The following is a 13547-nucleotide window of genomic DNA, read 5'->3' on the forward strand; positions in this document are numbered from 1 at the left end:
GATAAAAAGCATAGATTTCTGAAATGTTTTTGAAAGATAGACGGATGTATACATCCTGATAGTCATGCAGACAGAATTGCCGGATTCATAATTATGGCATCGGATAAATGTCCGCATCAATAGAAATATGCTTTGAGTTATTTTATCATACGTCATCCTTAGTATGCAACTCATTTGAAATTTCTTGTGCATGTTGTACAAAAACAAAGTTACTGTTCACAGGTTACCCTGCGGACTGTAACTTCGCAGCCCCATGTAAAGTTTTGCTTCGCAAAAGGGGCTGCTCACCCCCACATCACGTTCATACGCACCTGAACAGCAAAGTGTTCAGGTGCCGAGTGAACAGTAACAAAACAAGCTGCTATTTTTAAAGAAAGACAGTGTCCGGCTGAATATCAATCCGGACACTGTCTTCCCTGTCATTTTCTGACAGTTACACACTTTAAATTTTTCTATTTACTGACCTTAACTTTTTTCATGGATGAATATTTTCCATACACTTTTTTGCCCGTGGAATCCATTTTATAAGCCCGGATGCGCACATAGTATATCTTTCCTTTTTTCAGTTTACTTATGGTATAGGATGTCTTCGCCGTGTTTTTCTTTGTGACCGCCTTTTTGAATTTTTTATCCGTACTGTAAGAAATCTCGTAACCTTTTGCGCCGGATACTTTCTTATATTTCAGTAAGATCTGTTTACTCTTGCTGTTTTTCGCAGACGTAAGAGAAGCCTTCGCCACTTTTACTTTTGTCCACTTTGCATACAAAATGTAATCGGATTTTGCGCTGCTGCTGATACTTGTGATCTTCTTTTTAAATTTTGCATCCGTATACCAGCCTGCAAATGCGTATCCTTTGCGGGACGGGTTTTTCAGTGTTACTTTCTTTCCATAATAAGTTGACGGATTCGAGGCATTGTTTTTACCTTTATTCAGTTTGTAGGTAATTTTATATGGTACTGTAACCGTACAGGATGCCTGATAACTACTATTTTCAGACGAAGTCACCGTGATCTTCGTTCTGCCCGGTGCCTTTGCTGTCACACTGCCGTTGCCATCCACGGTGGCAATCTTTGTATTTGCGGATTTCCAGACTACCTTTTTGTTGGAGGCATAAGATGGTGATACGGTTGCATTTAAGGTGAGCTTCTCTCCTCTTTTTACCTCTGCTGATGTCCGGTCTAAAGTTATTCCTGTTACTTTCGCCTTTCCGGTAACAGTCACATAGCAGACTGCATATTCATCACTGCCATCCGTTGCCGCCGCCCGGATTTTTGCTTCACCCTCCGATTTTGCAATGACAAGTCCGCTTGCAGAAACCTCTGCCACTTTCGTATCAGAAGAAGTATATTTGAGTTTTTTATTTGTGGCATCCGAAGGTGAAATATATGGTTTCAACTGATAGGTTTGACCAGCTTTTAATTCGATCTCATCCTCATCAAATTCGATCCAGTCTATTAGCTGCGGTACGGTTATCTTACAGGCAGCTTTTACATTTCCAGCCGTTACCGTAATGACTGCTGTTCCAACACCACATATCTCCACATATCCGGTATCCGAAACAGTGGCAACCTCTTCGTTGGAACTTGTCCATACCACTGCATCTGTGAAATTCAAAGGTGCAATCGTCGCTGTCAGCTGGAAATCGTCATAGCGCTCCGCCGTTTTTTCTGTAATATCCAGACTGACTGAGGTTGCATGAATATCCTGTGTGACGTACTTGATTCCTTTTCCGCTCGCATAGGTCTGGGCATAGCAATCAGACGGACCGTACATCGTCATTTTCTTTGGATAGGAAAATGCATTTGATGCGATCGAAGTTGTGTTGCGCGGGACTGTGATCTGCGTCAGCTTCGTGCAGTTGACAAAGGCACTGTCACCGATCGTGGTCACATTGTAAGGAAGCACGATGGATGGCAGAACTGTGCAGCCGTAGAATGTCTGGCTCTCAATTTTCTTTAATTTGCTGCCTAATGTAATGTCGGCCAGAGCTTCACAGCCATAAAATGCAGAACTTCCAACGGACGAAACGGTATCCGGTACCACTGCCTTTTTCATGGCTTTACAGTTTTTAAATGCGTTGCTTTCTATTTTTTCCACCCCGGATGGAAGTATTGCTTCCGGCAAAGATTCACAGCCGGAAAACGCGGAGTTCCCGATCGTGGTCAGGGTGGATGGGAAGTTGATGGTGGTTAACTTTTTGCAGCCGGAAAACGTGCTTGCTGGTATTTCTTTAAGGATATTTGACAAATGCACCTCTGTCAGACTGGTGCAATCTTGAAAAGTTGAATTACTAATTGCTTTAACAGTATTCGGAATATTTATCGTTGTTAATGAGAAACAATCCTCAAATGCAGAACTTTCCAGTATTTCTATCCCGTTATTCATTGTAATCCTATCAAGATTTTTACAATTTTTAAACGCACTATCTCCTATTTCCGTAATAGTATCTGACAGTTCTATTTCTTCAATGCCATCACATCCCATAAACAACGCTGCACATACTATGGTACTTCCTGCTTCGAAATTAACAGTTTTTAAATTACTACAACCACCAAATGCCCCATATGACAAATTTGTGCCTCTTCCCCATGTACCATCAAATTTCTTTAAGCTTTTAGGCATCTCTATTTTACTAATTGATTTGCAATCTCCAAATACTCCATATCCAACAATCGTAAGATTCTCTGATAACTTTATATTTTCCAGTTTGTCGCATCCGCGAAATGCTTCAAATTCTATTTTTTCCACGCTATCTGGTATAACAATATCCAATAATCTGTCACATTTATAAAATGCTCTTGAACCTATTGTATTTATACCCTCATGCATTTTTATATCTACTAATCCACTGCATTCAGCAAATGCGTCACCATCTATTTTTGTCACACTTTCAGGAATTATAACTTTATTCAGATTTTTACAACTTTTAAAGGCACTGTCTCCTATTTCCGTAATAGTATCTGGCAGTTCTATTTCTTCAATACCATCACATCCCATAAACAACGCTGCACATACTATGGTGCTTCCTGCTTCGAAATTAACAGTTTTTAAATTACTACAACCACCAAATGCCCCATATGACAAATTTGTGCCTCTTCCCCACGTACCATCAAATTTCTTTAAGCTTTTAGGTATCTCTATTTTACTAATTGATTTGCAATTTCCAAACACGTCGTAACCAATTGTTGTCAAGTTTGAAGACAAATCGACAATTTTTAAATTTATGCAGTTATAAAATGCTTCAAATTCTATTTTTTCCACGCTATCCGGTATCATCACCGTCCTCAAATCCGTCCGGTTCTCAAATGCCCTATCTCCGATTGCAACAACCTCATGCCCGTCAATCTCCCCCGGAATATAAAGTGCCGTCGCATTTCCACTATATCCTGTGATCGTAGCCCTGTTTGCATCGTCAAGTGTATAGGTATAAATCGGTACGATTGCACCGCCTGCACCTGCTCCTGCATCAAAATAGCTTCCTGCGCCCGCCGGATTGAAATATCTCGAACCTGGAGATGTCCAATAACTTGTCCAGCCTCCCTGCGCGGCAAATTCTTTTCCACGCGTGCATGATGTCCGAAGTACGCCGTCCTCAATATGATAGTACACGCGCACCGGACTGTTATTCTTTCCCCAGATCTCTATACTTTTGCTAAAGGTCTTTGATGCAATACCAACTCCGATCTTTGCACTTGCCCCCACCGATGCATACAGATATGCAGCCTGTGACGCGCAGTATGTCGGTGTTCCGGAACTGTACCTTACGTATTTGATGTTCATACGTGCACCGGTTTTTGCATAAATATCTCCGCTGACAATTCCGAGCGTTGCTTTTGCAGAGAGTACAATACCTGTGGTCAAATCTGCTTCTGCTGAAAAGGAAAATCCTTTTTTATGACTGTTTCCAACTATACGGAATCCGTCCGAATACGCAAATCCGGCTTCAAATTCCTTTTCCACGGTAAGCGTTGCTTCCCCGGAAAGATTATATTCCATTGCCAGTGTCAACATACCAACACCGCCGAGCGGCACTGCCCCTAACGTCAGTGTGTGGTTAATATCTTTAAATGCATCCCCTTTTACATTGCAGGAGTATTCCATATCTCCGCTGACTGAAAAATAATAGTCATTATTATTCAGACTGTAATTTACTTTCATGTTTGAAATCACAACACTTACTGTCGCTGTGACATCATCTGAGACGGAAATCGTTTTATCTGCACGCAGGGTATTGTTTTTATAGGATATCCCCCTTGTCATACCTTCTGTGACTGTAACACCATTTGCCACATATGTTTCTTCATCTGCCGGAATAAATTCCGTCATATCAACATCCAGTTCGCCCTGCTGGTCAACATTTAAAACCGCGCCATCATCCGCATCTGAGGTTGTAATATATGTTGTAGTTCCGTCTGTCCGTACACTTTCTGCCTTATATGCCATGACAATATCGTTAACATACACGGCAAATGTTGTTCCCTGTTTGATCGTAACCGGACAGTTTTCGATCATAACTATTCCATCCACATCAATAGATACGGCTGTTCCCTTTGGTACAACAACTACTCCGGACGCAAATGTACAGGTATTTTCTTTTCCGGTCTCTATCTGCGCATCTGCCAAAACCTTTTTTGCATCCGCGATCATTGCATCATGCTCTTCCGTGGTAAGTGACTGTTCCGGGAGAAATTTACCGGCAGCAACCGTAACCCATCCTCTGTCGATTGCGATCTGTGCTGCTTCCTTATATGTAACATCTGCTGTATCCTGATAAGTATAACTGTCTGTTTCCGGCACAAAGCCAAGCATCGTATTCATGGTCTGCGCTGCAAATTCACGCGTCACTGCATCTTCCGGTCGAAATTCTTCTCCTGCCTCAAGATCGATCATTCCGAACTCGCATGCCACCATCACATCACGATAAAACGAATCATCCGTTGATATGTCACTGTAATAATTATCCGGATAATTATCCTCATCTACCGTAAGATCAAATAATGTTACCAGTTCCTGTACCCAGTCGATACGGCTGATCTCATCACCTGATAATGCCCTTTTTAAAATCTCCTCTGTACTCTCCGTTTCTTCCGTAACGTTCTCTGTTTCAGCCTGTTCTGGCTCTTCTGTGACATTCTTTGTTTCAGTCTCCTCTGTTTCTTCTGTAACAACCTTCGTTTCTGGCTCTTCTGTCTCTTCCGTGACGATCGTCGTCTCTGGCTCTTCTGTCTCTTCCGTGACAATTTCCGTCCCGGCCGCCCCGGACTCTTCCTCTGCCAGACGTCCGGCATTATGATCTTCTTCATCTGCCTGGTCTGTTTCTTTTTTCTCTGTCACTGCTGACTTTTCATCATCCTGTTCTACAGTCTGTGTTTCCACAGTCCCTTTCTCTTTAAAACTGTTTTCTTCCTGTGTCTGCTGTGCATTCCCTGCCACATCCGCCAGCAGCATTTCCGGTGCTGCCGTAAACGTCATACAGGCACAAAGCAGCCATGCTATCATTCGTTTTTTCATAACTTTCTCCTTTCACAGATATCTCATTCCTTACAATACGACCAAACGGTCTTATTATGAATTAAATTATAGCATTTTGATTATAATTTGTCTATTAAGTTAGAGGAGACACTCACGTGAAGTTTCAAAGAATTCAGGACTTGAGAATAGACAACGATCTTACTATAAAAGAAATCTCTGCCATGCTTGGTCTGCACCGGGATGTTTATTCCCGTTATGAAAAAGGGCTTCGTGATTTTCCAATTGACATTCTCATAAAGTTAGCAGATATTTATCACTGCTCAATTGATTATCTGGTTGGACGGGTTGATACGAAGTAATATAATACACAAAATGCCTACTCCGCAGACATTGATCACTATATATAAAGAAAAGACGATTCCACTCAGAATCGTCTTTTCTTTATAATATATGCTTATTTTTTCCCACGCAGCAGCTTAATGATCTTCCCCTCATACACCACTGTCACAATAACGATCAATGCAACCGTCACCAGACTATACCCTTTATTGATCTGCACTCCGGCGACATCACAGATACTGGTAAATAAAAGACTGAGCACGAAGATCAGCTTGACTGCGCGCACCATATGAATCGTATATTTTCTTATTTTCCCACTACATATTTCTTTCGGCAGGTTATTTACCCTTTCCGGATAACGTGCAAGCAGCGTCAGTCCAACATATACAAGGATCAGGATTGCCGCATTTAAAATAATCCCGGTAAATGATACTCCATATACGATTCCATAGTAGATCTGCAGTCCAAGATAGACCAGTGCAGCCACGATTCCCACTGCTTCAAGCAGGAAATCAACCGTTGTCATTTCTTCTTTTTTCAAATGTTTTCTCCTGTTCTGTTATTTCTAAATATGTTTCAAATGCCGTTTTCCATTCCTCCGTCAGCCGCTCTAAATTCCACGCCGCATTTGCGGGGCTTGTGGACGGCAGTTTTCCAAGCGGCGGCATTCCCTCTTTATGACAGTATTTTACAAAAAGCTGATGTGCTTTTCCACCATTTGCAAAAATTCCCTGTATTTTTGCATTTGATAAGATCAGATCCATATCGTTTGGCACCACATTTCTGATGGAGCTGTCGGAAGATCCAACGATATCACAGGAATCGATCACATCCCACACTGCTATGCGATGTCTTAGCAGAAGATCCTTCTTTTCATCGATCGTCTGTGGCAGAGGTTCCTTGAAAATCCCTGCAATCACCTTCCAGAACCGGTTTTGCGGATGCCCGTAATAGAACTGGTTTTCCCGCGACTTTACAGACGGAAAGGAACCCAGGATCAATATCCTGGATTCCTCATTGTATACAGGTAAAAACGTATGTTTTACATGTGTATATTCCATTTTATACCCGCTTTCTATTCATAATTTTTGACATTGGAGCTGTCTACTTTTTCAAATGGTACCCAGACATATAAACCATCTTCCGTAGCACCCTCTAAGGTCGTGACATCTTTTCCGGTTGCAAGTGCGATTGCTGCATAAACAGCACTCTCACCCTGTCCAACTGCGGACTGGTATACGGTAAAGTCCATCTTTCCATCTTCAATCGCTTTGCATCCGTCTGCAGTTGCATCGATTCCAAGTACCGTCACATCACTGATTCCTGCTGCATCACAGGCATCAATGATACCAAGTGCCATAGAGTCGTTGTTGCAGACAGCAACGTCACACTTCTGTCCTGTCTTTAAAAATATATTGAACATCTCTTTCGCACGATCCTGCTCCCAGTCGGCGTTATCTTCAAAGACATAATTGATCTTTTTCCCTGATGCATTTAAAGTATCCTTTAATGACTCAGATCTTCCTTTTGTCGCGGAATGTTTTTTCGGTCCTTTTAACAACACCACATTAATCTCATCCGCAGAAGCAAATTTATCTAGAATGTACTCTGCCTGATACTGTCCTGCCACATATTCATCCGATCCAACATAAATATATTTCCCAGCCTGAAGTCTCGACTCATCCGGGCAGCTGTTAAAAAATACGATTGGTATATCACCTGCAAGTGCTTCTAACTCCAGCGCTGTGTCGGCATCAACCGGTCCGCATAAAATCACATCATAATTCTCACTGACCGCCTTTTTGATATGTTCCACCTGGTTTTCAATGGAATTTTCTGCATCAAATACATCCAGCTGTGCCCCACACTCTTCCGCAGTCTGCTGTGCCTGTGCCACAAGTACATTTCGGAAGGTATCCGCCTGTGATAACGACAGCAGCATTTTTAAACCTTTTCCATCAGCTGCGCCTGTCTGTGTATTTCCACCACATCCGGCAAGGCATCCTACAAGCAATGCCAGACACATGATAGTACTTATTAATTTCTTCATCGCACGATCTCCTCTCTATATCCGGAACTGTTTTACCTGTTCTGCAAGTTGATCTGCAGAAACAGCAAGGTTATCTGCTTCCTGTTCTACCTGGTCACTGTTCTTTGAAATATTCTTTGCCTGCTGTAACATGGATTCTGATGTTGCAAGGATCTCATCGGAACTTGCCGCCTGTTCTTCCGAAATAGCTGCAACATTCGTAGCAACCTGATCTACTTGATTGATCTTATCAACCACATTGCCGATCAGTGTGCTTGTCTCCTGGATATTCTTAAAGATCGTATCAAATGTATCAACTGCTGTATGGATCAGCTCTGCACTGCCGGAAATATCCTGTGCACTGTTTCCTGCCTGTCTGACGGCATCTTCTACCAGATTGTTGATTTCAGTGATCAGCTCTGTGATATGTGCTACCGAATCCGCACTGTTCTTTGCAAGTGTACCAATCTCAGCTGCAACAACTGCAAATCCTCTTCCTGCTTCGCCTGCGCGTGCAGCCTCAATTGATGCATTTAAAGATAACAGGTTCGTCTCGTCAGCAATATCACCAATCAGTTTGATGATCTGCACGATCTCGCCGGAAGCGGTTCCTACCTTATTAACAGCCTCTTCCAGATTGTGAATGGAAACTTCGATATTTGAGAGTGCCTCACCAACGCGCTCCATATCCTTACGTCCTTTTTCAGAAACAGCAACTGTCTCCTGCATCTTGCTTTCAACCATATCACTGTCGCTCTTGGTATCTGCTGCCACACCTGCAAGCTGTGTTGCATTTTCCGCGATCTCATTTACAGATACAGACAACTGATCAACCGTCGCGTTCAACTCGCTCATCGACTGTGACTGGATTCCCGCTGCAGAACTCATCTCACCGGAAACACCCTTACTTGAGTCAGCCTGATTCTTCAACTTGCCGGAAACATTTCCCATCTCGGAGATCATCTGTTTCATGGAAGCAATAAACTTCTCCACACTTTGGCTCATGACTGCGATCTCATCATTGCCTTTTGTCTTAATAGAAACCGTAAAATCACCGGAAGTCATCGCTGTGATCACTCTTGTCATTTCCTTGACAGGTTTGATTACAACATGAGTTACACGTTCGATCAGTACACAGAGCAATGCAATACAGATCACACTGATCACGATCATAATATTACGAAGCTGTGTCAGATCCGAAAGTACAATGCTGGTCGGAATATACGATATCAAAAGCCAGTTGGTTCCGTCTACTTCCTGAAATACCGTCATATTTCCATCAAGTGTAGCAAAATTATAGTCTTTCTCTGCAGCTTTCTCTGCCGTAAGCTGGTAAAAATGACTCTGTCCTTCTGCCCCGAGTGTCTGGGAAATAAGAGATGAATCACGGTTTGCCAGGATCACACCGCTGGTTTTATCAACCAGAAATGCTTCCGCATCATTCATTTCAATAAAAGAGTTTACGATAATTGCAATACGGTCTAATGTCATGTCTGCTGAAATAACACGCACTTTATCAGATCCGTCATTTAAAATACCGGAGGCACTGATCACATTCACGCCATCTGCATTCTGATAAGCTGAACCGACTGCCATATTCACCCTGGTAAGTCCTTCTTTATACCAGGTACTGTTTGTTACATCTGATTCCTTTTTTGTTGATTCTGATGCCGTTATGAGCTGTCCTGTGGAATCTGCCACATAAAGTCCCTCCGGATAATTACTGTTATAGCCATAATAACCATCCAGTATTGTCTTTAACTCTTCATCACTCGGCTTCAAATCCTCAATGATCGTCTTCGCCATCTGAAATGAAGCAAGGTTTTCATTCAGCCATGCTTCTATCTGGGATGCCTGGTTCTCTACCGAAGACTGCAGTAAATTCTGGGAATATTTTTTGATCGTCCCTGCAGATATCTGATAAGCAGCCACAACAAGTACCACAACGATCGCAATTACGACTGGTATGATCACACCAAGTAACTTTGCCTTAATCGACACCGTTTTTTGTTTTTTCATAAGCTGTCCTCTCTTTTTTACATAAAATTTACAACATAAATTATAAAATCTTCGTCGTTTTTCGTCAATATGTATCACAAACCGTTTTCGCTAAAATTTATATTGTATACATGTATTTTTCAAGAAATCGTATGATCTTTTCTTGAAAATGAGACCTGCTGTGCTATAATAAATTAGTGTGCCATTTTCTTTTTCATACATATATCAGGCACACGGGATTGGTATCATGCCGCTGCATGCGGTTTATACCAGAGAGGAGAACCTTAGATGGAACATTTAATCATTCCAAAAGATTATCATTCAGAATTAAATCTGCACGATACACAGATTGCAATCAAAACAGTAAAAGATTTTTTCCAGAACCTGCTTGCACTTCGTCTGAATCTGTCCCGCGTTTCGGCTCCACTTTTTGTTGATCCGTTATCCGGTCTCAATGACAACTTAAACGGTATTGAACGTCCGGTTACTTTCGATATCAAAGAGCAGAACGGGAAAGAGGCAGAGGTTGTACAGTCTCTCGCAAAATGGAAACGCTACGCATTAAAGAAATACGGTTTCGACTACGGTGAAGGCCTGTATACCGATATGAATGCGATCCGCAGAGATGAAGACACGGATAACATCCACTCTATTTTCGTAGACCAGTGGGACTGGGAAAAAATCATCCATAAAGAGGATCGTAATATCGAGACATTAAAAGAAACAGTTACCACTGTTTATAACTGCCTGCGCAAGACAGAAAAATATATGGCGATCCAGTACGATTATATAGAAGAGATTCTTCCACATGATATCTTCTTTATCACGACTCAGGAATTGGAAGAAATGTTCCCTGACAACACACCAAAGGAACGTGAATATTATATTACAAAAACCAAAGGTGCCGTATGTATCATGAAGATCGGCGATACTTTGGAAAACGGAGAGCCTCACGACGGACGTGCTCCGGATTACGATGACTGGTCCTTAAACGCAGATATCGTTGTTTACTATCCGGTACTTGACATCGCACTTGAGATTTCTTCCATGGGTATCCGGGTTGACAAGAAAGCGCTTCTCTCCCAGCTCAAAAAAGCAGGCTGTGAGGAGCGTGCAAAACTTCCTTTCCAGAAAGCGATCATCAACGAAGAGCTTCCTTATACAATCGGTGGTGGAATCGGACAGTCCCGTATCTGTATGTTCTTCCTTCGCAAGGCACATATTGGAGAAGTACAGTCTTCCCTGTGGCCGGAAGCTATCGCAAAAGAATGTGAAAAGAACGGTATTCAGCTTTTGTAACAGGAACGGGCATATGCTCCGCAGATATCCTGTCATCAACACTGATGCCTGATAAAAAACAGGTATGTTTCAAATGTCAGCAATGAGCTTTCCCTGCTCCCTGCTGACAAAAACATACCTGTTTTTTTCACCTTTCTGTTTTTTCAGTCCTGTGCGATTTCCACAATTTTCCGGTCTTTTCAATCCCGTGTGATTTCCACAATCTTCCGGTCTTTTCAATCCCGTCTGGTTCTCACTATCTCCCGTTTTTTTCTCCTGCTATGATTCCGTAATATTCTGGTCTTCTGTCCCGGAAAAGTCCCCATTCCAGTCGTTTTGCCCGAAGTTCATCCAGTTCATAGGTCTGGCTCAGGATTTCTTCTTTATCTCTGGAAGCACTTAAGATCACCTCTCCTGTTTCATCCGTCAGAAATGAGGAACCATAAAATTCCAGTGCCGACTCCTGTCCGCCATTTTCCGCACATGGCTGCACTACTTCCCTGCCGATCCGGTTTGCGGCAATGACAGGCATCAGATTCGCAGCCGCATGTCCCTGCATGCAGCGTCTCCAGTGCGGCATACTGTCACATTCTAAAATCGGTTCCGAGCCGATCGCTGTCGGGTAAAACAATAATTCTGCACCGAGCAGTGCCATCGCACGCGCCGTCTCCGGGAACCACTGATCCCAGCATATTCCGATACCAATGCAGCCATATTTCGTATCAAATACTTTAAATCCGGTATCTCCTGGTGTAAAATAAAACTTTTCCTGATAATAATGATCATCAGGAATATGTGTTTTCCGATACACACCAAGGATTGTTCCATCCGCATCAATACAGGCAATCGAATTATAAAGATTATTGACGTCACGCTCATAAAAGCTGACCGGCAGCACCACGCCTAATTCTTTTGCAAGGCGTACTCCCATTGCTACAGCCTCGCTCTCTTTCACGGGTTTTGCATAGCTGTAAAAATCATATCTGCGCTGCTGGCAGAAATATTCTCTTTCAAAAAGTTCCGGCAGTAAAATGATATTTGCACCTTCCGCTGCAGCCTTGCGGATCATTTCTTCTGCCTTCTTCAAATTTTTTTCCTGCTCCGGTTCACATTTCATCTGAACTGCGGCTACTTTTACCTGTCTCATGTGTATGTCCTTTCTGTTCTTATTTTTTACTGTAAATTTTCTTTTTGGTGGAAGTGGCATAAAAATCTTTTCGTTTCACAATCAGATTTTTTCTTCATCACATATATTCATGAGCACATAATACTCCCAAACAATTTTTATCTTTGCTTTTTTCTTTTATCCACTCCAGACATTTCAACATAGTGTCCGGATTATATAAAGATCCCGGCAAAATTCCTTTCGGAAGTTTCATACAGTGCAATCTGATTGCCATTCTTCGATATTGTCCGGTAACAAAGCTATCTTAAAATTGAAAGTTATGAATGCATATTTAAAATTCTTTTGTATTTTTTGTACATAACATAAATTCCAAACGTACAGTCAAGACATATCAGTATTATTCCCACAATGGGCATCACCATAAATCCAGCCCAGGTAATGAGAAATGCAATGGAACATTGTTTATACAATAAAAAAGGGATTGCACACATAACACATGCTATCAGACCTACGATTCTTTCCACCATAGTAATACCTCCGTATATTCTGATATTCACTGGTTACGCAATAAATACTGGTTTGTTGGGCTATGAGTTCCCCGGCGAAGGGTGATATCGCAGTTTTGTGATTGGCAAATTGCATCAAGCAGGGACTGCTTTGTTCCGTTGTCCGAAAATAAGAAACTCTAAGCATGCCTGATTCAGGTTGGGGCGGAGTGACGTGTGCGTCCTAAATGCGCCATCCGGGCACATTAGGACTTGTGCTGCCGTCCGTGGCAGCACAACACTGTGTTACGGACAGGCATCCTAAGAGTTTCTAATTTTCTCCCAAAGTCACAAAACAGGTCCCGGCTTGATGCGATTTGCCAGCCGCATGGCTGTGAACCACCCTTCGCCGGGGAACTCATTTTACAACCTTGGGGGCGTAAATTTTTAGTGTTTTGTGTCTGAATCTGATTAAAAAAAGATTTCCAAATAACTATATTCAATGGTTTATTATTTGTTTGACAACACTGGCAAAAACCTCGATATATACCACTAGGCCCATATTTATTGCCATACACATTTGAAAAAATATTCTGCGTTATTAATCTGGCAATTTACGAAAAATTTCATGTAATACAATGCAGCAGCTGAAAATTTTGGAAAGTCATCAGGCTAAATATTAATGATACAGCACATTAGAATTTTAAGCATATTTTTATTCGTGCGAATATCAAAAATCCACACCCGCGCCCCCAATTCTGAGATGAACCGCCCACCCAAATGGTGTTCACAACCTGAAGACTGGCATCTTGCGCAAA

General features: G+C 42.1%; 8 protein-coding genes. 2 read left to right on the forward strand and 6 right to left on the reverse strand.

Annotated elements, in window-relative coordinates:
- Positions 1-452: 452 nt before the first annotated feature.
- Positions 453-5513 (reverse strand): leucine-rich repeat protein, encoded by a 5061-nt coding sequence (locus DW650_RS07930; protein WP_118209558.1) that lies wholly within the window; start codon positions 5511-5513, stop codon positions 453-455.
- Positions 5514-5629: 116 nt separating this feature from the next.
- Between DW650_RS07930 and DW650_RS07935 the strand changes: the two genes are divergently transcribed.
- Positions 5630-5833 carry a helix-turn-helix domain-containing protein gene (locus DW650_RS07935; protein ID WP_006857028.1) on the forward strand — a complete coding sequence of 68 codons (204 nt, stop codon included), beginning with the start codon at positions 5630-5632 and terminating at the stop codon, positions 5831-5833.
- 95 nt (positions 5834-5928) lie between these two features.
- Here the strand turns inward: DW650_RS07935 and DW650_RS07940 are convergent, their stop codons facing one another.
- The 4 genes from DW650_RS07940 to DW650_RS07955 are packed head-to-tail and all read right to left on the reverse strand — an operon-like array spanning position 5929 to position 9861.
- Positions 5929-6354, reverse strand: a complete 426-nt coding sequence (locus tag DW650_RS07940; RefSeq protein WP_044998977.1) for a hypothetical protein — start codon at positions 6352-6354, stop codon at positions 5929-5931.
- Positions 6326-6874 (reverse strand): DNA-deoxyinosine glycosylase, encoded by a 549-nt coding sequence (locus DW650_RS07945; protein ID WP_006857027.1) that lies wholly within the window; start codon positions 6872-6874, stop codon positions 6326-6328. The genes DW650_RS07940 and DW650_RS07945 overlap by 29 nt, the downstream gene beginning before the upstream one ends.
- A 14-nt stretch (positions 6875-6888) precedes the next feature.
- Entirely contained in the window at positions 6889-7863 is a 975-nt protein-coding gene (locus DW650_RS07950) for a sugar ABC transporter substrate-binding protein (protein ID WP_006857026.1), read from the reverse strand.
- Between the two features lie 15 nt (positions 7864-7878).
- On the reverse strand, positions 7879-9861 hold the full coding sequence (locus DW650_RS07955) for a methyl-accepting chemotaxis protein (RefSeq protein WP_118209559.1): 1983 nt from the start codon (positions 9859-9861) through the stop codon (positions 7879-7881).
- A 267-nt stretch (positions 9862-10128) separates the two neighbouring features.
- Between DW650_RS07955 and asnA the strand changes: the two genes are divergently transcribed.
- Positions 10129-11139, forward strand: a complete 1011-nt coding sequence (asnA, locus tag DW650_RS07960) for an aspartate--ammonia ligase (RefSeq protein WP_015520213.1) — start codon at positions 10129-10131, stop codon at positions 11137-11139.
- A gap of 235 nt (positions 11140-11374) precedes the next feature.
- Here asnA and aguB read toward each other — a convergent pair whose 3' ends face one another.
- The gene (gene aguB, locus DW650_RS07965) at positions 11375-12265 is read right to left on the reverse strand and encodes an N-carbamoylputrescine amidase (RefSeq protein ID WP_118209572.1); all 891 of its coding nucleotides are present in this window, start codon (positions 12263-12265) and stop codon (positions 11375-11377) included.
- Positions 12266-13547: the final 1282 nt, after the last annotated feature.

Origin of the sequence: Roseburia sp. AM23-20 (assembly GCF_003470905.1) — a bacterium.
GTDB lineage: Bacteria > Bacillota > Clostridia > Lachnospirales > Lachnospiraceae > Roseburia > Roseburia rectibacter.